Here is a 19,116-nt window from a genome sequence, read left to right as displayed (position 1 = left end):
TGTCGGCAGTCACAAGACGAAGCCTCTGGGCCGTACGAACCCCGGCAGAACCGGGGCGTCGGCATTGAAGGCAAAGCGCCAGTTCACCCGGCCGTCCAGCTTCTGGCCGATGCGGGCGGTACCCAGATTGCCTTCGCGGAACAGCGCGACGATGCGGCCGCCTTCGCTTAGCTGCTCAATCAGGCCTTCGGGCAGTTCTTCGATGGCGCCTTCGATCAGAATGGCGTCATAGGGGGCCTGACCGGCACAACCTTCGGCCAGCGGGCCCTGAACCACGGCGACGTTAAAGACGTCCTGCGCGGCAAGCCGGCTTTCAGCCTCGGCAGCCATGCCGGCATCTTCTTCGACCGCGACGACGGCTTCGACGATGCGGGCCATGACGGCGGCTGCATAGCCGTAGCCACAGCCGATATTCAGAACCAGATCTTCGGACTGAAGGCTCAGCGTGTCGATCATCTTGCCCAGCGTGCGCGGCTCTAGCAGCACGCGGCCGGGGATGAGGTCGATGTTGTTGCCGACATAGGCAACTTCACGGCGTGCCTCGGGGACGAACTGTTCGCGCGGGACGTTCAGCATCGCCTCGATCACGGGGTAGCTGGTCACATCGTTGGGGCGAACCTGGGTATCGACCATATGGGTGCGGCGCTGCGCGAAATCGGTCATTCTGAGACCCTGCTCTCGGTTGGCTTTGATGCTCTCTTGCCATGAAATTCCCGGTTGGGCAACGGCAGCCGGCACGCTTGCCGCGACGGTGTTGCCGTGGCAGGGTCGCACCATGACCGGATATCTGTTCCCTTTGCCCCCGCCCGCTGCACTGCCCATCCTGGGGCAGAGTACTGAATTCCCCGTCAATCGCATCTTTTGCGTCGGGCGCAACTATGCCGCCCATGCCGCCGAGATGGGGTCCGAGGTTGACCGCGAAGCGCCTTTCTATTTCCTCAAATCTGCCCATGCGGTCAGAAAAAGCGGCACGATTCTGCCCTATCCGCCCGGCACGGCCGACCTGCATCACGAAATCGAGCTGGTCGTTGCCATCGGCCTTTCGGCCTTTCGCATCGGTGCTGATGACGCGATGTCAGCAGTCTGGGGCTATGGTTCGGGGCTGGACATGACGCGGCGCGATTTACAGGCGCGGGCCAAGGACAAGCGCCACCCCTGGGATCTGAGCAAGAATTTTGAAGGCGCGGCGGCGATCTCGGCCCTGACCCCGGCGGCGGGCTTCACCCCCGGTGCCCAAAGCATCCGGCTGGAGGTGAACGGCGATCTGCGGCAAGAGGGTCAGGTTTCGGACATGGTCTGGACCATACCCGAGCTGATTGCCGATCTGTCACGATATTATCATCTCGCGCCGGGGGATCTGATCATGACCGGCACGCCATCCGGTGTCGGGGCGGTCGGACCGGGTGATCGTCTGGCTGGCGGGGTCGAGGGGCTGGCGCAGGTCGAACTGACCATCGGCCCGGCTGAATAGCGGGCCGGTTCAGGCCGGTTCCTTCCATTCAATCACCAGTTGCGTCTGGATCACCACGGCGGCAAGTTTGCCGTCGCCACGCAGGATATCGGTCTGCCAGATCATCGTGGTGCGGCCCAGATGCAGCGGTTTCGGCCGCGCCTCGGCCACATCGCCCAGCCGGATCGGGCGCAGGAAGTTGGTCTTGCTTTCCATCGTCGTGGTCGTCGCCCCAGCCGGCAGGCGCAGATGGGTTGCGGTGCCAGCGGCATGGTCGGCAAGGCTCATGATCGCGCCGCCATGCAGGACGCCGTTGCGATTGGTCAGGGCCGTGGTCACGGGCATGTGCAGGACGACCTCGTCCAGCGTGGCCGAGATGACCTGCATCCCCAGCGATTCGGAATAGGGCGCATGCACATCAATGGTGGCGGCTGGCTGGCTGTCGGGCATCGCGGCTGTCTCCCTGCTTCGCCCGCATCTTGGGCGGGGGCGGGGACCGCGTCAATCGCTGTGCCCTGTCAGCAGGGTGCCGTCGGTTCGGGCCGTCCGGCAAGATCAAGGCCCCGCGCGGTCGGCGGCTGCCATGTCCGGGTGGCATGATGCGCGCCCGAAGGGTTGGTCCCGATCTGAGAGCCTCCGGTCCCGCCCGTCCAGCCGGTCGAGCCCGAGTTGGCGGGCGCGGTGCCGTCAGTCGAGGCGGTCTCGGGCGTTGCCGGTTCGGCCTTGCCAGCGGCGGGCGGGCATTCGCCAGCGGATGCTGCTGCTGTCTCGGCCGGTTGCGGCGCTGGTGCGGGGGTAGCCCCGGCAGGGACGGTTTCCGTGGTCGCGGGCTCTGTTGGTGCTGTCTGGGCGGACAGAGGCGCGGCCAGGCAGGCCAGCGTCATGCTGAGCACGGCAAGGCGGGGCAGGGAAATCTGCGGCATGGTGCGTTCCTCCTTTGCCCCAACGCCCGCCCGGGCGCCGGGGTTCCGCACCGTCCCGCCGCCCGGTCCGCCAGCCTTATTCGACCACGATGCCAGCCGGGCCTTCCTCGGTCTGGCCGATGATCGCTGCCAGCGGGAAACCGGCGGCACGGACCATCGCCAGTACCTCATCGGCTGAACCGGGCGCGCAGGCGACAAGCAGCCCGCCCGAGGTTTGCGGATCGGTCAGCAGCGCCTGTTGCCATGGGGTCAGCCCCTCGGGCAGCGTGACCTCGGCCCCATAGGCGGCCCAGTTCCGATTCGATGCGCCGGTGACAAATCCCGCCTCGGCCAGTTCGGCGGCGCGGGACAGCAGCGGAAGCTCTGCCAGTTTCAGCCGCAGGCGCAGCCCCGCACCCCGTGCGATCTCCAGCCCATGGCCCAGGATGCCAAAGCCGGTCACATCGGTGATGGCGTGGACGTCCTCGCGTTTGGCAAGATCGGCCCCCACCTGATTCAGCGTGGTGGCCGATGCGATCATCTCGGCCACTCCGGCTGCGTCCAGAACGCCTTTCTTGATCGCGGCGGAATAGATCCCGACGCCAAGACCCTTGGTCAGGATCAGCGTATCGCCGGCGCGCGCATCGGCGTTACGCCGCAGCTCGGACGGGTGGCAGATGCCGATCACCGCAAGGCCATAGATCGGCTCGGGCGAGTCGATGGAATGGCCGCCGGCGACAGGGATACCCGCCTGCAGGCAGATCTCGCGCCCGCCTTCAAGGATGTCGCGGATTTGCGCGGGGGCAAGCTTGTCGATCGGCATGCCAAGGATCGCCAGCGCCATGATCGGCCGCCCGCCCATGGCGTAGATATCCGAAATCGCATTGGTGGCGGCGATGCGGCCAAATGCGCGCGGATCGTCCACCATCGGCATAAAGAAATCGGTGGTGGCGATGACGCAGGTGTTGTCGTCGACCTGCCAGACCGCGGCATCGTCCGAGGTTTCGGTCCCGACCAGCAGTTGCGGAAAGGCCTGCGCCACCGGCTGATTGGCCAGCAATTCGCGCAATACCGAAGGCGCAAGCTTGCAGCCGCAACCGCCGCCATGCGCCAAAGAGGTCAGTCGGGGAAGATCTTTCATGTCCGGGCACTCCTGTCGGTCAGCCGCCGCACGGTAACGTAGAAAGCCGGGACCATGAAGATGCCTAGGAAGGTTGCCGCCATCATACCGCCCATGACCCCGATCCCGATCGAGTTCTGCGCGGCCGCCCCGGCCCCTGTGGCGACCGCCAGAGGCAGCACGCCAAGGATGAAGGCCAGTGAGGTCATCAGGATCGGCCGCAGCCGCAGCCGCGCGGCCTCGACCGCTGCTTCTACGGCGCTACGACCCGCGGATTGTTGCAGGTCCCGGGCAAATTCGACAATCAGGATGGCGTTTTTGGCGGCAAGGCCGATGGTGGTCAGGATGCCGACCTTGAAATAGACGTCATTGGCCTGACCAAAGGCCAGCGCCGCGACGACCGCGCCAAGAACACCCACCGGCACTGCCAGCATGACCGAAAACGGGATAGACCAGCTTTCGTAAAGCGCGGCCAGCGACAAAAACACCACCAGCGCCGACAGCGCGAACAGAAATGGCGCCTGATTGCCGGCCTGGCGTTCCTGATAGGACAGGCCGGTCCAGGCGGTGGCGTAATTGCCCGGCAACTGCGAAACCAGCTCTTCCATCGCGGCCATCGCCTCGCCCGAACTGGCGCTGTCGCTTTGCTGGCCGCTGAACTCGATCGCGTCGATACTGTCCATGCGCGACAGGCTGGGTTCGACCGGTTCCCAGCGGGTGGTCATAAAGGCCGAAAAAGGCACCATCTCACCATCGGCATTGCGGGCATACCAGCTGTCCACGTCCTCGGGCTGCATGCGGTTTTCGGCGGCTGCCTGCACGATGACCGGGCGCAGCTGGGCGCCAAGCGCAAAGTCGTTCACCTCGGTTCCGGCAAAGATGGTTGAAAGCATCGCGTTCACGCCCGACAGGCTGACGCCCAGGCTTTCGGCCTTTTGCTGGTCGATGTCGATTTTCAGCGCGGCCTCGTTCTCGGCACCGCTGCTTTCGACGTTTTGCAGGCGCGGGTCAGCAGCGGCCGCCTGTTCCAGCGCCTCGGCGGCGCGGGTCAGCGCCTCGGTCCCGGCGCCGGCCTGATCCATCAGATACATGCTGAAGCCCGCGGCATTGCCAAGCCGAGGAATGGCGGGGGGTTGCAGGAAAGCGATCCGTCCCGCCCGGTGCCCGGCAAAGCGCGCATTGGCGCGCGAAGCCACGGCGCTGGCCGCAAGTGCGGGGTCCTGCCGTTCGTCAAAGTCGCGCAGCTTGACAAAGATCATCGCCCGGCTTTGCGAATTACCCGAAAAGCCAAAGCCCATGGCGACAAAGACCGACTCGACTGCCTCGCTTTCCTCGTTAAGCATATAATCTTCGATCTCTTGCACGACGGCGGCGGTCTGTTGGGCGGTCGAGCCTTCGGTCAGGGTGATGCGCGATTGCAGCACGCCCTGATCCTCGGACGGGATAAAGGTGGTGTTCATCCGCCCGAAAAGCTCGGCCGCGCCAAAGCTGATTGCGGCCAGCACCAGCATGACCAGCAGCGGGCGGCGCAGGGTACGGCGGACGGTGGCCGAATAGCCGCGCGTCATCCGCTCGAACCCGGCGTTGAACCAGCGCGCGGGGGCAAAGCGGGTCGGCCCGTGGCTTTGCCGCAAAAGGCTGGCGCACATCGCAGGCGTCAGGATCAGCGCCACCAATAGCGACAGCACCATGGCAGTGATGATCGTGACCGAGAACTGGCGATAGATCACCCCGGTCGAGCCGGGCATGAAGCCCATGGGCAGAAACACAGCCGACAGGACCAGCGCGATGCCGATCAGCGCGCCGCTGATCTGGCCCATGCTTTTTTCGGTGGCCTCGACCGGGCCAAGCCCGTCCTCTTCCATCACGCGCTCGACGTTCTCGACCACGACGATGGCGTCATCGACCAAAAGGCCGATGGCCAGCACCATGGCAAACATCGTCAGCGTGTTGACCGAGTATCCCAGCGCCGCCAGCATTCCGAAGGTGCCCAGCAGCACCACCGGAATGGCGATGATCGGGATCAGCGTCGCGCGCCAGTTCTGCAGGAACAGCAGGATGACCAGAAACACCAGCACGATGGCCTCGATCAGGGTGTGATAGACCTTTTCTATCGACAGCTCGACAAAGGGGGCGGTGTCATAGGCGATATGGATCTCGACCCCTTCGGGCAGGGCGTTTTTCAGGCCATCCAATGTTGCCCGCACGGCGTTTGCCGTTTCGACCGCATTGGCACCGGTGGCGAGGTTCACCGAAAAGCCCGAGGCGTTCATGCCGTTAAAGCGTGAATCCCGGCCATAGCGGGTCTGGCCGATGGCGACTTCTGCCACGTCCCCCAGCCGCACGGCTGCGCCATCCGACCCGGTTTTCAGCAGGATGTTGCGGAAATCCTCGACCGAGGTCAGCTGGCTTTGCGCGGTGATATTGGCGGTGAACTGCTGGCCGGGCACCACCGGCTGTTCCCCCAGCGCCCCGACCGATACGGTGCTGTTCTGCTGGGCGACCGCAGTGGTGATATCGGTCGGAGTCAGCTGGAATTGTGCCAGCCGCAGCGGGTCCATCCAGATCCGCATGGCATAACCCGAGCCAAAGACATCGACACCACCGACACCCTGCGTGCGCTTGACCGGACCTTCGACCACCTGTTCCAGCAGGTTGCCAAGCTCGATGGTCGAGTGCTGGCCGGTGGTCGAGACCAGCGCCCCCACCATAAGGATCGACGAGGATGATCGCGAGACCGAAACGCCATCATTCTGCACCGGACCGGGCAGGCGGCCTTCGACCGAGCGGACCTTGGACTGTACCTCGTTCAGTGCATCGACCGGGTCCACACTGTCGTCAAAGGTCAGCGTGATGACGCTGCGCCCGGTTGATGAGGATGAGACGGTGTAAAGCAGCCCGTCCAGCCCGGTCAGCGCGTCCTCGATCGGTGTAGTGACCGAATTCTGCACCGCCCGCGCTGTCGCCCCGGAATAGCCGGCGCTGATGCGGATCGTCGTCGGGGCGATGTCGGGGTATTGCGAAACCGGCAGGCTCAGCAGCGACCAGGTGCCGATCAGCATGGTCACGATGGCCAGCACCCAGGCAAAGACCGGGCGGTGAATGAAAAATCCAGCCATGCCCTAGCCTTCCTTGCTATCCGTGGCCTCGCGTACCACGCCTTCGGCATCGATGGTGACCGGGATGGTGGTGACCTCTGATCCGGCGCGCAGGTTGTCCAGCCCGTCAAGGATCAGCTGTTCGCCGGGGTTGATGCCCTGGGTCACGATCCAGCTGTTGCGGTAGCTGCCCTGTTCGATCAGCGTCACCTGCTGGGCCTTGCCATCGCGGGCGACAAAGGCGGTCAGCGTGCCGTCCGAGGCGCGGCTGGTTGCGCGCTGGGGCACCAGTACCGCGCGGGTCGTGCCGAGCGTCAGCTTTACCCGCAGGAACTGGCCGGGCAGGATCATCCGGTCGGGGTTATCGAACTGCAGCCGGATCGGCACCGTGCCCGTGGTGGGCGAGACGGCGATGCCGGGGCTGACGATCCGCCCCTCTCCCTGATATTCCCCGCCGGTTTCAAGGATCAGCTGGGTCTTGACCCCGCCGTTGACGACCAGAAGGCCGGCCTTGATCCGCTCGCGCACCCGCAGCATCCGGGCGCTGGATTCAGAGACATCGACATAGATCGGGTCAAGCTGGGTGATGGTGGTCAGAACCTCGGACTGGTTTGCCGTGACCAGATCCCCGACCGACACCGCCGCTACATCGGCCATGCCGTCCAGCGGGCTGCGGATCTCGGTCCGTTCAAGCGCAAGGCGGGCGGCGTCCCGCGAGGCCTCGGCGGATTTCAGATTGGCCTCGGCCTCTTTCAGGGCCACTTCGGCATTGGCGCGCTCGACGGCCGAGACACCCGACCCCTCAAGCCGCCGATAGCGCGTGACGGTGTTCTGGGCCTGGGTAAGGCCAGCCTCGGCACCTGCAACGGCGGCCTCGGCGGCGGTCAGTGCAGCGGCCAGCGTTTCAGGGTCGAGGCGGAAAAGCACATCGCCCGCCTTGACGGGTTTGCCGGGGTCGTAAGAGATTTCAAGCACTTCTCCGCCGACCTGCGGGCGGATACCGGTTTGCTGATAGGCAATCGCGCGGCCGGGCAGGGTAACGGTATAGGGGACGTCCTCTTCGGTGGTGACGATCACCCCGACCTCGATCGGGCCCTGTGGCCCGCGCCTGTCCGGACCTTGCTGTGCCAGTGCCTGTCCTGCCAGCAGCAGCGTCAGCGCCGCCCATTTCAAAATCCCCTGCCCAGAGGCCATCTGCCGTTCCTTGCGGTTTGGTGGTTGGCGCATTCTTTAAGCGGCGAACCCCAATGGCAAGTAAACGGCGGACCCACCTCTGTTCACGGATTCGCCATCACGGCAGAGTGGGCAGAATATGTCCAAATGCTCGCGCAGCGAGGCGCGCGAGGCTTAGAAATCGACGCAGAGGCCCTTACGCTCATAGTCGCCATAGCGCACCGGCTCGGGCCCGTCGCGCCCGCCCAGTTCAACCGGCAGGTCCAGCGGTTTGGCCTTGCGGCGGCGTTCTTCGGCTTCGGCCAGGGCGCGCTGGGCGGCAGGCGGCAGATCCTTGCGGTCGGTCATGGCAGTTTCCCCTGCTACACGCTAGACCAGACCAATCTAGGCAAGAGGCAGGCTTTGGACAAGTCACGCGGCAAGATGGTCAGGGATGGGGCGCGTTCGGGCGCCCTGCGGCTGCTCGGAGCGGTCGAGGCAGGTGCGACGCTGGACGAGGCCGCCGCGCAGGTTGAGCGTCTGCCGCCGGCCGAGCGTGCCCGCGCCCGCCGTCTGGCGCTGGAGGTGCTACGGCGCATGGATCGTGCGGACCAGCTGCTTGCACCGATGCTGGCCCGTCCCCCGCGGCCCGAGATCATGCGCATCCTGCGGCTCGCGACGATCGAGATGCTGGCGCTGGCCGAGGCTCCGCATGGCGCGGTGAATGCTGCTGTTGCGCTGGCGCGCGCCATGGGCCCCAAAGGGCAGGCGGCAGCCGGGATGGTGAACGCGGTACTGCGTAAGGTCGCGGGCACTGGTCAGGTCTGGGCCGGGCTGACGCCGCAAAAGATGCCGTCATGGCTGCGTGGCCCGGTCGTTGATGCATGGGGCGAGGATGCCGCGCGTGCCATCGAGGCCGCACACGAGGCAGGCGCGCCCCTTGATCTGACGCCCAAGGGTGCGGATTGCCCAGGAGAGGCGCTGCCGACCGGTTCACACCGCATGTCTGTGGGGACGCAGGTTTCTGCACTGCCGGGTTATGCTTCGGGCGACTGGTGGGTGCAGGATGCCGCTGCCGCGCTGGCGGTACGGGTGCTTGACCCGCGCCCGGGTGAGCGGATCGCCGATCTTTGTGCCGCGCCGGGCGGCAAGACGCTGCAACTGTCTGCCGCCGGGGCCGAGGTCACGGCGCTGGATATCTCTGAGCCCCGTCTGGCGCGGGTGGCTGAAAACCTTGCCCGCTGTGGTCTTTCGGCGCGGCTGGTGGCGGCGGATGCGCTGGAATGGTGGCCAGAGGCACCTTTGGATGCGGTTTTGCTGGATGCACCCTGTTCGGCCACCGGCACCATTCGCCGTCATCCCGAACTGCCGCGCATCCGCGATGACAGTGCGCTGGCCGAACTGACCGATCTGCAGGCGCGGTTGCTGGACCACGCGCTGACGCTGCTGAAACCCGGTGGGCGGCTGGTCTATGCCACCTGCTCATTGCTTTGCGCTGAGGGAGAGGACCAATTGGCCGCCCTGCTTGTCCGCCACCCCGGCCTGATGGTCGAGCCGCCCGAGGCACCGGGTATCGAGCCGGGCTGGATCACCCCGCAAGGCGGGCTGCGCCTGCGCCCGGATCTGTGGCCGGAACGCGGCGGGATGGATGGGTTCTTCATCGCGCGCTTGCGAAAATCCGCTGACCAGACCTAAGGTTAAGCCGTCCTTAGTCAATGCGTTGCCCATGACCGAAAGTTCTGTTGCGCCAAGGGGGTTTCTGCGCCGCCCCGAACCCAAAGCCATCGGCCATCCCGGTCGCGGCGAACAGATCGTCGGCGGCACGCTGCATCTTGGCGGCTTTACGCTGAGCGATGATTTCTTTGCCGCCGACCTGCCGCCCACCGTCGCGGCCGAGCTGCACGGCTTTGGCTGGCTGGACGATCTGGCCGCGGTCGGTACGCCCAGGGCCCGGGCGGTGGCCCAGAACCATGTCATGCGCTGGTTGCGCCTGCACCCCGAACCGGCGCCCGGCACGCCGGAATGGTCGCCCGAGGTTTCGGGACGCAGGGTGTTGCGCTGGATCTTTCACGCCGGGATGATTCTGCCCGGTCTGGACCGTAGTGGGGCCGAACCCTATTTCGACGCGCTTGACCAGCATCTTAGCCACCTGCGCGATTGCTGGTATGACGCCGCCGACGGGCTGTGCCGGCTTGAGGCGCTGGCGGGGCTGGCGATTGGCGCCATGCTGCTGCGCGACCGTCACGCCATGGCCCAGCCGGCGTTGATTGCCCTGGCCGAAGAGGCTGACGCCATGGGTATTGCCACCCTGTCCGAAACGCGCGCCCCCGAATCGCTGCTGGAGGCGATGGCGCTGCTTGTCTGGGCGCAGGAGGTCGCTGATGAGGTGGGGCAGGAATCCCCGCCCGAACTTGGCGCCATCATCTCGGAAATCGCCCCGATCCTGCGGGCGCTGCGCCATGCCGACGGTTCGCTGCCCTGTTTCCATGGCGGCGGCCGGGGCGCGGCGGGGCGGCTGGATCGCTGTCTGCGCGCTGCCGAGGGGCCCGCGCTGCCGGTCAGCGGTCTTGCCATGGGCTTTGCCCGCATGACACGGTCGCGCACCACGCTGATCCTTGACGCGGCACCTCCGCCCGGGGGTCCGGCTGCCGTCCGCGCCCATGCCTCGACGCTGGCTTTTGAGCTGACGGTAGCGCGCCAGCCCCTGATCGTGAACTGCGGCCCGGGCGACGGTTTCGGCCCGCTATGGGCCAGGGCCAGCCGCGCCACGCCCTGCCATTCGGCGCTGTGCCTGGCCGGGCTGTCTTCGTCACGGCTGAACCCCAACCGTCAGGAGGGAGAGCCCGATATCCTGACCGAGCGTCCCGATCTGGTCTGGGCCGGCGATTGCGATGCGCTTGGCAACCTGACCACCCCGGATTGCGGCCCGGCGCATTCGCCTGAACCCGCGCATCTGCTGGCCGGCCACGACGGCTGGCTGGCCAGCCACGGACTGACCCATCTGCGGGAATTGTGGCTTGATCCTGACGGTCTTGGGCTGCGGGGCGAGGATTCGCTTGCGGCGCTTGATGCCAGTGCCCAGGCCCGGCTTGAGCAGGTCCGCCCCGAGGGCGGTCTGGCCTTTGACGTCCGTTTCCACCTGCACCCCGAGATTCAGGCCCGCCAGCAGGGGCAGGAAATCCATCTGACCCTGCCCGGCGGCGATGAATGGCTGTTTTCGCATGATGGCGTCGGAGAGCTGCGGCTTGAGGCGTCCTGCCTGCTTGACCGGGCACTGGCCGAGCCGCGCCCATCGCGTCAGATGGTGATTTCTGCGCGATTGCAGGGCCGCGCCATCCAGATCTGCTGGACCTTGGCGCGCTCCGGCGCTAGGTGACGGGCCAAATCTGTCATCCATTTCACGGGGCCCAGACCGATGACCGACCGCATTCCGCTGAAGCGCGCGTTGATTTCCGTTTCCGACAAGACCGGGCTGATCGATTTCGCGCGGGCGCTTTCGGCGCGGGGCGTCGAGATCCTGTCCACCGGCGGCACTGCCAAGGCGCTGCGCGAGGCAGGGCTGAGTGTCGTTGACGTCGCCGATGTCACCGGCTTTCCCGAGATGATGGACGGCCGCGTCAAGACGCTGCACCCGGTCGTGCATGGCGGCCTGCTGGCCCTGCGCGACAACGAAGAGCATATGGCCGCTGCCAGCTCGCATAGTATCGAGATGATCGACCTGCTGGTCGTGAACCTTTATCCGTTCGAGGCGACGGTCGCCAAAGGCGCAAGCTACGAAGACTGCATCGAAAACATCGATATTGGCGGCCCGGCGATGATCCGCGCGGCGGCCAAGAACCACGCCTTCGTGACTGTGGTGGTGGACGTTCAGGATTATTCCGCCGTCTTGGCCGAGCTGGATGCCAACGACGACGCCACGACCCTGGGCTTTCGCCAGCGTCAGGCGCAGATCGCCTATGCGCGCACGTCTGCCTATGACGCTGCGGTCTCGGGCTGGATGGCCGGGGCGATCGGCGAAGAAACCCCGCGCCGCCGCAGCTTTGCCGGCACCCTTGCCCAAAGCCTGCGCTATGGTGAGAACCCGCACCAGTCCGCCGCCTTCTACCGCGACGGTTCGGACCGGCCCGGCGTTGCCACCGCGCAGCAGTGGCAGGGCAAAGAGCTGAGCTATAACAACATCAACGACACCGACGCGGCCTTTGAACTGGTGGCCGAATTCGACCCGGCCGAAGGGCCGGCGGTGGCGATCATCAAACACGCCAACCCCTGCGGTGTGGCGCGCGGCAAGACGGCGGTCGAGGCCTATCGCCGCGCCTTTGACTGCGACCGCACCTCGGCCTTTGGCGGCATCATCGCGCTGAACACGGTTCTGGACGGTGAAACCGCGCAGGCAATCACCGAGATCTTTACCGAAGTGGTGATCGCGCCCGATGCCACCGACGAGGCAAAGCAGATCTTTGCCGCCAAAAAGAACCTGCGCCTTCTGACCACTGGCGGGTTGCCTGATCCGGCGGCCCCTGGGTTGGCCTTCCGGCAGGTCGCGGGCGGTTTTCTGGTGCAGGGCCGTGACAATGGCCGCATCCTGCGCGCCGATCTGAAAGTCGTGACCAAGCGCCAGCCGGGCGAGCAAGAGCTTGAGGACCTGCTTTTCGCCTGGACCGTTGCCAAGCACGTCAAGTCGAACGCCATTGTCTATGCCCGCGATCTTGCCACCGTCGGCATCGGCGCCGGTCAGATGAGCCGCGTCGATTCGACCCGGATCGGCAAGCGCAAATCCGAGGACATGGCCGAGGCGCTGGGTCTGACCGAGGCGCTGACCATCGGTTCGTCGGTTGCCTCTGACGCCTTCTTCCCCTTTGCCGACGGGGTCGAGGCGCTGGCTGCAGCCGGGGCGCGGGCGGTGATCCAGCCCGGCGGCTCGATGCGTGACGCTGAGGTGATCGAGGCGGCAGACCGTCTGGGCCTTGCCATGGTCTTTACCGGCCAGCGGCATTTCCGTCACTGATGGCCGAGACCGCGACCCCCCAGCCGCGTAAGAAATCTGCGGCACCCCGGCGGCGCTCAAAGAAACCGGCGCCCCCGGTCTGGCGTCCTGTCATCCTGACGGCGGGGGTGATTTTCCTGCTGGATCAGGTGCTGAAATATCTGGTCGTGCATATGATGCGGCTCGACCGGGTGCGCGAAATCGACCTGTTCGATCCGTGGCTGAACCTGCGCATGGCCTGGAATCAGGGCATGAACTTTGGCCTGTTCGCCAGCGATGTCGACATCATGCGCTGGGTTCTGATCGCGATTGCGCTGGCGGTCTGTCTGTGGGTCGTGATCTGGATCCGACAGGCAAAGCCTTCGCGCTTTGCCCAGATCGCGGCGGGGCTGCTGATCGGCGGGGCTTTGGGCAATGTCGTGGACCGGCTGACCTATGGGGCGGTCGCGGATTTCCTGAACATGTCGTTGCCCGGCTGGCGCAACCCCTATAGTTTCAACGTCGCGGATATTGCCATCTTTCTTGGTGCTTTGGGGCTGGTTCTGCAGCCGCCGGAAAGCAAGAAGGGTGCAAAAAAGCGCAAGGCTCCGGCCAAGCCCCGGCAGGCCAGATCCCGCCAGCCCGAACCTGCGGCGCAGCCCGAGGCGTCGGGCGATGCGGCCTTTGACGACAAGACCCGTGACGAGGACGGGAATACGCGCTAAGAACGGCGCGGGACGAATAAGAGGGACGGAAGATGCGGGCGATCGCACTGATCTTGACCATGCTGGGCCTTGCCGCCTGCAGCACCGATCCGCACCTGATGAACATCAATGCCGGGCGGACAAGTCCCGACGAATTCGCCATCCTGCCCACCAAGCCGCTGCAAATGCCGACGGATCTGAACGACCTGCCGGCTCCGACGCCGGGTGGCTCGAATATTACCGATCCGACGCCGCGCGCCGATGCCGTTGCCGCCCTGGGGGGTAACCCGGCGCAGCTTTCGGCCCAGGGGGTCGGGGCAGCGGATGGGGCGCTGATCGCCTATAGCTCGCGGCTGGGCCGCGACGGCACCATCCGCCAGACCACCGCGCAAGAGGATGCCCAATGGCGTAGCCGTCATTCGCGTCGCCTGCTTGAGGTGCTGGCGCGGACCAATGTCTATTACCGCGCCTATGAGCCGATGACGCTGGACAGCTGGGCCGAGCTTGAGCGTTGGCGCCCGACCGGCGTGCTGCTGCCCGCCGCGCCGCCGCGCAACCGGGGTGTGCCTGCGCCGGCAGCCCCTGAAAGAAGCGTGTTGCGCGACTGATTCCGCGCGTATCACGCTTAGGTGACGGGCGGCAGGCTTGCGCGCCCGCGCCGGGCAAGGCAGCTTTTGGGCGCGCACCCGGAACCGGAGCCTGCCCATGAATATCCTTTCCCGCCTGACACCTTTTGCACTGGTGCTGGCCGCCACGCCTGCACTGGCCGAGATGCCAAAGGGAATCAGCCACTTCACGCTTGATAACGGGCTTGAGGCCGTGGTGATCGAGGATCACCGCGCCCCGGTTGTCGTGCAGATGCTGTGGTATCGGATCGGCTCGGCTGATGAACAGCCCGGCAAGTCGGGCATTGCCCATTATCTCGAGCATTTGATGTTCAAGGGCACTGACAAGCTGGCAGCGGGTGAGCTGTCCAAAACCGTGACCGCCAATGGCGGCATGGACAACGCCTTTACCAGCTATGATTTCACCACCTATTTCCAGCGTATCGCCAGCGATCGCCTGCCGCTGATCATGGAGATGGAATCAGACCGCATGGCGAATCTGCGTATTGGTGAGGATGACTGGCAGGCCGAACGGCAGGTGGTGCTTGAAGAACGCTCGCAGCGCACCGACAGCGACCCCGGTTCGCAATTCGCCGAAGAGCGCAGCGCGGTTCAGTTCTATAACCATCCCTATGGCCGCCCGGTGATCGGCTGGCGCCAGGAGATGGAGGGTCTGACGCGCGAGGACGCGATCGCCTGGTACGATGCCCATTACGCGCCCAATGCCGCCGTGCTGGTGGTGGCGGGCGACGTAACCGCCGATCAGGTCCGCGAACTTGCGCAGAAATATTACGGTCCGGTGCCGCCCAAACCCGACGCCGCCCGCAAACCGCGCCCGCAAGAGCCGGTCCAGCGCTCGCCCCGCCGCATTGAGCGTGTTGACGCCCGTGTGGCTCAGCCGGTGCTGATCCGCACTGTGATTGCGCCCGAACGCAACCCCGGTGACCAACAGACCGCCGCTGCCTTGACTGTGCTGGCCGATCTGTTGGCCGGCTCGGCCCAGACCTCGGTTCTGGCGCGCGATCTGGTGCTGACCGGCAAGGCGCTTTACGTCAATGCCTTCTATGACGGGCTGTCGGTCGATCCGACCACCTTTGGCATCTCGCTGGTGCCGGTGCCGGGCGTCCCGAATGACGAGGCCGAGGCGGCTCTGGACGCGGCGCTGACGAAATTCCTGACCGACGGTCCCGACCCTGCCCAGCTTGAACGGGTCAAGACCAGCATCCGCGCCGCCCGCGTCTATGCCCAGGATTCGGCGCATGGCCGCGCCTATGATTATGGTCAGGGCCTGGCGGTCGGTCTGACGGTCGAGGATGTGAACGACTGGCCGGATATCCTTGCCGCTGTAACGCCCGAGGATATCCGTGCCGCCGCAAAACTGGTGCTCGACAGCAAGGTCAGCGTCACCGGCTGGCTCTTGCCCGCGCCTGGCACGACGGACGAGGCTGCAAGATCGGCCTCGGCAGACGCCGCCAAATCAGGGGAAATCGAATGATCCGCGCTGTCTTTACCCTCGCCTTTGCTGCGCTGGTCAGCCTGACTGCCATGGGTCAGGGTGCGCGCGCTATTGATATTCAGGAGATTACCTCGCCCGGTGGCATCAAGGTGTGGCTGGTCGAAGATCACTCGATTCCCTTTACTGCGCTGTCGCTGATGTTCAGGGGCGGCGCCAGCCTTGATGCGCCCGGCAAGCGCGGCCAGATCAGCCTGATGACCGCCTTGCTTGAGGAAGGCTCGGGCGACATGAGCTCGGTCCAATATGCCGAGGCGGTCGAGGGGCTGGGCGCGCAGAACCGCTTTGACGTTGGCGATGACGCGCTGATCGTCAGCGCCCGTATGTTGACCGAAAACCGCGATCAGGCAGCCGGGCTGCTGCGTCAGGCGCTGACCGAGCCGCGTTTTGACCCCGACGCGGTCGAGCGGGTGCGCGGACAGTTGCAAGCGGTGATCCGTTCCGAAGCGACCGATCCCAATGCCATTGCCGCCAAGGAACTGGCCCGACAGGCATGGGGCGATCATCCCTATGCCACCTCGGTCAACGGCACTGCCGGATCCGTTGCCAGCCTGACCCGTGATGATCTGGTCGCCGCCAAGGATCGTATCCTCGCCCGGGATCGCGTGGTCGTCGCGGCGGCGGGCGACATCACTGGCGAGGAACTGGGCAAGCTGATCGACAGCGTGCTGGGCGGGCTGCCTGAAACCGGCTCGGCCCCCTTGCCCCAGCCCGCCAGCCTGCAACTGACCGGAGGCGTGACGGTGATAGATTGGGACAGCCCGCAAACCGTGGTGAATTTTGCCCAACCCGGTCTGCCCATGTCCGACCCGGATTATTTCGCGGCCTTCGTCGCGGATCACATTCTTGGCGGCGGCGGTTTTTCCTCGCGCCTGATGGAAGAGATCCGCGAAAAACGTGGCCTGACCTATGGCGTGGGCACCGGTCTGTCGAATGGTGTCTATGGCGAGACATGGCAGGGTGGCATGGCCAGCGCCAATGACAAGGTGGCCGAGGCGGTTGATCTGATCCGGCAGGTCTGGGACCGTTTTGTCACCGAAGGCGTGACCGAAAAGGAACTGGCCGATGCCAAGACCTACCTGACCGGGGAATATCCGCTGCGTTTCGATGGCAATGGCAAGATCGCGTCGATTCTGGCGGGGATGCAGCTGATCGGCCTGCCGGCTGATTACGTGAATACCCGGAACAGCAAGATTGAGGCCGTCACTGCCGAGGATGTGCAGCGCGTCGCGCGTCGCCTGCTGCATTCCGATCAGATTCGCTTTGTTCTGGTCGGTCGGCCCGACGGGGTTGAGGCGACCGACTGACGAATCCTTTCCCGCCTTGCCCGAAACTGCTAAATATGGGGTTATGAACACCCATGACCCCAATATGCGCCCGGTGATCCGGCAACTGGACGAGGCGGCCGCCAACCGCATTGCCGCTGGTGAGGTGGTCGAGCGGCCGGCCTCGGCGGTCAAGGAACTGGTCGAGAACGCATTGGATGCCGGTGCCACCCGCATCGAGGTGGCGATTGCCAAGGGTGGCAAGGCGCTGATCCGCGTTACCGATGACGGTTGCGGCATGACTGCCGAGGACTTGCCTCTGGCGCTTGCCCGCCATGCGACCAGCAAGATCGACGGCAGCGACCTGCTGGATATTCGCAGCTTTGGTTTTCGCGGTGAGGCTTTGCCCAGCCTGGGCGCGGTCGGGCGACTGCGTATTGCCAGCCGTGCTGCGGGGTTTGACGGGGCTGAAATCTCGGTCTCGGGCGGTCGTATCGGTTCGGTCAAGCCTGCCGCTGGCAATCGGGGCACGGTGGTCGAACTGCGCGATCTGTTCTTTGCCACCCCTGCCCGGCTCAAGTTTCTGCGCACGGACCGGGCCGAGACGCAGGCCGTGGCCGATGTCATCCGCCGCCTTGCCATGGCCGAACCCTATGTCGGCTTTATCCTGACCGATGAGGACGAGGCGCGGGTACTGTTCCGCGCCGATGCCGAACAGGGTGATCTGTTCGGCGCCCTGCAAACACGGCTGTCGCGGGTCATGGGTCGCGATTTTATCGACAACGCCCTGCCGATCGACGCCGAGCGGGACGGTATCACTCTGACCGGCTTTGCCGCCTTGCCGACCTATTCGCGCGGCGCGGCGGTTGCGCAGCATCTTTACGTGAACGGTCGTCCGGTTCGCGACAAGCTGCTGACCGGGGCGCTGCGGGCCGGTTATATGGATGTGCTGCCTTCGGGGCGTCACCCGGCGGCGGTGCTGTTTGTGACCTGCGACCCGCATCAGGTCGATGTTAACGTCCACCCCGCCAAGGCCGAGGTGCGTTTCCGCGAACCGGGGATCGCGCGCGGGCTGGTCGTTTCGGCCCTGCGTCACGCGCTGGCGGGGGCGGGGCATCGTGTCTCATCGACTGTGGCAACGGCGGCGCTGGGTCTTGCGCGGCCTGAGCCGCAGCCCGAAGCTCCGCGCCGCTATCAGGCAAGCTACGCCCCCTCTCGCCCCTCGGCTCCGGCGATTGCAGCCAGCCTTGCCCTGCAGGCGCCGGGCTTTGCCGAATCGCCCTCGGCCCGCGTCGAGCCGGAGCCCGGGGGCGAGGCGCAGACCGACGCCCCGCTGGGCGCGGCCCGCGCGCAACTGCACGAAAACTGGATCATCGCCCAGACCGCCAATGGCATCGTCATCGTCGACCAGCACGCCGCGCATGAGCGGCTGGTTTATGAGCGGCTGAAGGCGCAGCAAGAGACGAACGGCATCGCCAGTCAGGCCCTGCTGATCCCCGAGATCGTCGAACTGTCCGAGGCCGACGCCCAGCGGATTCTTTCAATCGCCGGGGATCTGGCCGAGCTGGGTCTGGTGATTGAACCTTTCGGCGGCGGTGCGGTGGCGGTACGCGAGGTGCCGGTGCTGGTCAAACGGCTGAACGTCCAGCGACTGATCCGCGACATTCTCGACGATCTGGCCGATCAGGGCACATCCGAGCGGCTGCGGGCGCGGGTCGACGCGGTCCTGTCCTCAATGGCCTGTCACGGCTCGGTCCGTTCGGGACGGCGCATGACGGCGGATGAGATGAACGCCCTGCTGCGCGAGATGGAGCGGGTGCCGAAGTCGGGCCAGTGCAACCATGGCCGCCCGACCTGGATCGAGCTCAAGCTTTCGGATATCGAGCGGCTGTTTGGACGGTGACCGTACGGCCGTGATTGACCCCGTCGTTGCCCGGCGCGACAAAGGGGCAAAGACCGGAGGTGCAGCCATGCTGGAAATCAGCCCCGAAAAGATCGCCCATGTCATCATCCGCGCGCGCGAATATGACAGCGGGGTAAACCCTTGGGCGCATAGCGGGCAGCGCAGGGGCCATGGAACCGAAACCGAGCTTGCCGAATTCATCGCCGGTCTGAACGAGGATGAGCAGGCAAGCCTTGTCGCGGTGATGTGGATTGGCCGCGATACCTTTGCCGCCGAAGATCTGACCGAGGCGATTCGCACCGCCAAGGCCGAGCGCCGCACCCCGACCGAGGATTACCTGATGGGCGAGCCCCAGCTTGCCGATTACCTCGAAGCCGGGATGGAGGCTTTGGGCCTGTCCCCCGAAGAGGAAGAGGACAACCTGCAACGTCCGGTCTGACC

At 65.5% G+C, this 19,116-nt stretch carries 17 protein-coding genes; 10 read left to right on the top strand and 7 right to left on the bottom strand.

All coding sequences use genetic code 11. From position 1 onward, the window contains the following. Window positions 1–9 precede the first annotated feature (9 nt). Window positions 10–663, bottom strand: a complete 654-nt coding sequence (locus PARACOCCUSGL_RS0100355) for a protein-L-isoaspartate O-methyltransferase (protein ID WP_010391906.1) — start codon at window positions 661–663, stop codon at window positions 10–12. 112 nt (window positions 664–775) lie between these two features. Here PARACOCCUSGL_RS0100355 and PARACOCCUSGL_RS0100350 point away from each other — a divergent pair, with 112 nt between their 5' ends. Then, window positions 776–1,471 (top strand): fumarylacetoacetate hydrolase family protein, encoded by a 696-nt coding sequence (locus PARACOCCUSGL_RS0100350; RefSeq protein ID WP_029371203.1) that lies wholly within the window; start codon window positions 776–778, stop codon window positions 1,469–1,471. Window positions 1,472–1,480: 9 nt separating this feature from the next. Here PARACOCCUSGL_RS0100350 and PARACOCCUSGL_RS0100345 read toward each other — a convergent pair whose 3' ends face one another. From PARACOCCUSGL_RS0100345 to PARACOCCUSGL_RS20140, 6 genes are all read right to left on the bottom strand, one after another. Continuing rightward, on the bottom strand, window positions 1,481–1,900 hold the full coding sequence (locus PARACOCCUSGL_RS0100345; RefSeq protein WP_010391901.1) for a PaaI family thioesterase: 420 nt from the start codon (window positions 1,898–1,900) through the stop codon (window positions 1,481–1,483). Window positions 1,901–1,968: 68 nt separating this feature from the next. Next, the gene (locus PARACOCCUSGL_RS0100340; protein WP_010391900.1) at window positions 1,969–2,373 is read right to left on the bottom strand and encodes a hypothetical protein; all 405 of its coding nucleotides are present in this window, start codon (window positions 2,371–2,373) and stop codon (window positions 1,969–1,971) included. Between the two features lie 76 nt (window positions 2,374–2,449). Continuing rightward, window positions 2,450–3,493: a selenide, water dikinase SelD gene (selD, locus tag PARACOCCUSGL_RS0100335; RefSeq protein ID WP_010391899.1), complete on the bottom strand. Its 1,044-nt coding sequence runs from the start codon at window positions 3,491–3,493 to the stop codon at window positions 2,450–2,452. Then, window positions 3,490–6,591 (bottom strand): efflux RND transporter permease subunit, encoded by a 3,102-nt coding sequence (locus PARACOCCUSGL_RS0100330; RefSeq protein WP_010391898.1) that lies wholly within the window; start codon window positions 6,589–6,591, stop codon window positions 3,490–3,492. Before PARACOCCUSGL_RS0100330 ends, selD begins: the two co-directional genes overlap by 4 nt. A gap of 3 nt (window positions 6,592–6,594) precedes the next feature. Further along, window positions 6,595–7,764, bottom strand: a complete 1,170-nt coding sequence (locus tag PARACOCCUSGL_RS0100325) for an efflux RND transporter periplasmic adaptor subunit (RefSeq protein WP_010391897.1) — start codon at window positions 7,762–7,764, stop codon at window positions 6,595–6,597. A 153-nt stretch (window positions 7,765–7,917) separates the two neighbouring features. Then, complete coding sequence (locus PARACOCCUSGL_RS20140; protein ID WP_010391895.1) at window positions 7,918–8,091, bottom strand: DUF1674 domain-containing protein; 174 nt, start codon at window positions 8,089–8,091, stop codon at window positions 7,918–7,920. 75 nt (window positions 8,092–8,166) lie between these two features. Here PARACOCCUSGL_RS20140 and PARACOCCUSGL_RS0100315 point away from each other — a divergent pair, with 75 nt between their 5' ends. From PARACOCCUSGL_RS0100315 to PARACOCCUSGL_RS0100275, 9 genes are all read left to right on the top strand, one after another. After that, window positions 8,167–9,417 (top strand): RsmB/NOP family class I SAM-dependent RNA methyltransferase, encoded by a 1,251-nt coding sequence (locus tag PARACOCCUSGL_RS0100315; protein ID WP_040601613.1) that lies wholly within the window; start codon window positions 8,167–8,169, stop codon window positions 9,415–9,417. Between the two features lie 31 nt (window positions 9,418–9,448). Then, the gene (locus tag PARACOCCUSGL_RS0100310) at window positions 9,449–11,098 is read left to right on the top strand and encodes a heparinase II/III family protein (protein WP_029371200.1); all 1,650 of its coding nucleotides are present in this window, start codon (window positions 9,449–9,451) and stop codon (window positions 11,096–11,098) included. A 39-nt stretch (window positions 11,099–11,137) separates the two neighbouring features. Further along, the gene (gene purH / locus PARACOCCUSGL_RS0100305; RefSeq protein ID WP_010391887.1) at window positions 11,138–12,727 is read left to right on the top strand and encodes a bifunctional phosphoribosylaminoimidazolecarboxamide formyltransferase/IMP cyclohydrolase; all 1,590 of its coding nucleotides are present in this window, start codon (window positions 11,138–11,140) and stop codon (window positions 12,725–12,727) included. Further along, window positions 12,727–13,410: a signal peptidase II gene (gene lspA, locus PARACOCCUSGL_RS20135; RefSeq protein WP_010391886.1), complete on the top strand. Its 684-nt coding sequence runs from the start codon at window positions 12,727–12,729 to the stop codon at window positions 13,408–13,410. Before purH ends, lspA begins: the two co-directional genes overlap by 1 nt. A gap of 32 nt (window positions 13,411–13,442) precedes the next feature. Further along, on the top strand, window positions 13,443–13,997 hold the full coding sequence (locus PARACOCCUSGL_RS0100295) for a DUF3035 domain-containing protein (protein WP_010391885.1): 555 nt from the start codon (window positions 13,443–13,445) through the stop codon (window positions 13,995–13,997). A gap of 97 nt (window positions 13,998–14,094) precedes the next feature. Then, the gene (locus tag PARACOCCUSGL_RS0100290; protein ID WP_010391884.1) at window positions 14,095–15,489 is read left to right on the top strand and encodes a pitrilysin family protein; all 1,395 of its coding nucleotides are present in this window, start codon (window positions 14,095–14,097) and stop codon (window positions 15,487–15,489) included. After that, complete coding sequence (locus PARACOCCUSGL_RS0100285) at window positions 15,486–16,814, top strand: pitrilysin family protein (RefSeq protein ID WP_010391883.1); 1,329 nt, start codon at window positions 15,486–15,488, stop codon at window positions 16,812–16,814. The genes PARACOCCUSGL_RS0100290 and PARACOCCUSGL_RS0100285 overlap by 4 nt, the downstream gene beginning before the upstream one ends. A 43-nt stretch (window positions 16,815–16,857) precedes the next feature. After that, window positions 16,858–18,675, top strand: coding sequence for a DNA mismatch repair endonuclease MutL (gene mutL / locus PARACOCCUSGL_RS0100280; RefSeq protein WP_010391882.1), 1,818 nt, complete (start codon window positions 16,858–16,860; stop codon window positions 18,673–18,675). Between the two features lie 67 nt (window positions 18,676–18,742). Continuing rightward, on the top strand, window positions 18,743–19,114 hold the full coding sequence (locus PARACOCCUSGL_RS0100275) for a DUF3775 domain-containing protein (RefSeq protein WP_029371198.1): 372 nt from the start codon (window positions 18,743–18,745) through the stop codon (window positions 19,112–19,114). The last annotated feature ends 2 nt before the right edge of the window (window positions 19,115–19,116 follow it).

Origin of the sequence: Paracoccus sp. TRP, from assembly GCF_000185925.1 — a bacterium.
Classification (GTDB): Bacteria; Pseudomonadota; Alphaproteobacteria; order Rhodobacterales; family Rhodobacteraceae; genus Paracoccus; species Paracoccus kondratievae.
This window is presented reverse-complemented; position numbering and strand designations above follow the sequence as displayed.

Excerpts from the sequence above, each read along its gene's own strand:
- PARACOCCUSGL_RS0100355 (WP_010391906.1), bottom strand. The coding sequence starts at position 663 with ATGACCGATTTCGCGCAGCGCCGCACCCATATGGTCGATACCCAGGTT.
- PARACOCCUSGL_RS0100350 (WP_029371203.1), top strand. The coding sequence starts at position 776 with ATGACCGGATATCTGTTCCCTTTGCCCCCGCCCGCTGCACTGCCCATC.
- PARACOCCUSGL_RS0100345 (WP_010391901.1), bottom strand. The coding sequence starts at position 1,900 with ATGCCCGACAGCCAGCCAGCCGCCACCATTGATGTGCATGCGCCCTAT.
- PARACOCCUSGL_RS0100340 (WP_010391900.1), bottom strand. The coding sequence starts at position 2,373 with ATGCCGCAGATTTCCCTGCCCCGCCTTGCCGTGCTCAGCATGACGCTG.
- selD (WP_010391899.1), bottom strand. The coding sequence starts at position 3,493 with ATGAAAGATCTTCCCCGACTGACCTCTTTGGCGCATGGCGGCGGTTGC.
- PARACOCCUSGL_RS0100330 (WP_010391898.1), bottom strand. The coding sequence starts at position 6,591 with ATGGCTGGATTTTTCATTCACCGCCCGGTCTTTGCCTGGGTGCTGGCC.
- PARACOCCUSGL_RS0100325 (WP_010391897.1), bottom strand. The coding sequence starts at position 7,764 with ATGGCCTCTGGGCAGGGGATTTTGAAATGGGCGGCGCTGACGCTGCTG.
- PARACOCCUSGL_RS20140 (WP_010391895.1), bottom strand. The coding sequence starts at position 8,091 with ATGACCGACCGCAAGGATCTGCCGCCTGCCGCCCAGCGCGCCCTGGCC.
- PARACOCCUSGL_RS0100315 (WP_040601613.1), top strand. The coding sequence starts at position 8,167 with ATGGTCAGGGATGGGGCGCGTTCGGGCGCCCTGCGGCTGCTCGGAGCG.
- PARACOCCUSGL_RS0100310 (WP_029371200.1), top strand. The coding sequence starts at position 9,449 with ATGACCGAAAGTTCTGTTGCGCCAAGGGGGTTTCTGCGCCGCCCCGAA.
- purH (WP_010391887.1), top strand. The coding sequence starts at position 11,138 with ATGACCGACCGCATTCCGCTGAAGCGCGCGTTGATTTCCGTTTCCGAC.
- lspA (WP_010391886.1), top strand. The coding sequence starts at position 12,727 with ATGGCCGAGACCGCGACCCCCCAGCCGCGTAAGAAATCTGCGGCACCC.
- PARACOCCUSGL_RS0100295 (WP_010391885.1), top strand. The coding sequence starts at position 13,443 with ATGCGGGCGATCGCACTGATCTTGACCATGCTGGGCCTTGCCGCCTGC.
- PARACOCCUSGL_RS0100290 (WP_010391884.1), top strand. The coding sequence starts at position 14,095 with ATGAATATCCTTTCCCGCCTGACACCTTTTGCACTGGTGCTGGCCGCC.
- PARACOCCUSGL_RS0100285 (WP_010391883.1), top strand. The coding sequence starts at position 15,486 with ATGATCCGCGCTGTCTTTACCCTCGCCTTTGCTGCGCTGGTCAGCCTG.
- mutL (WP_010391882.1), top strand. The coding sequence starts at position 16,858 with ATGAACACCCATGACCCCAATATGCGCCCGGTGATCCGGCAACTGGAC.
- PARACOCCUSGL_RS0100275 (WP_029371198.1), top strand. The coding sequence starts at position 18,743 with ATGCTGGAAATCAGCCCCGAAAAGATCGCCCATGTCATCATCCGCGCG.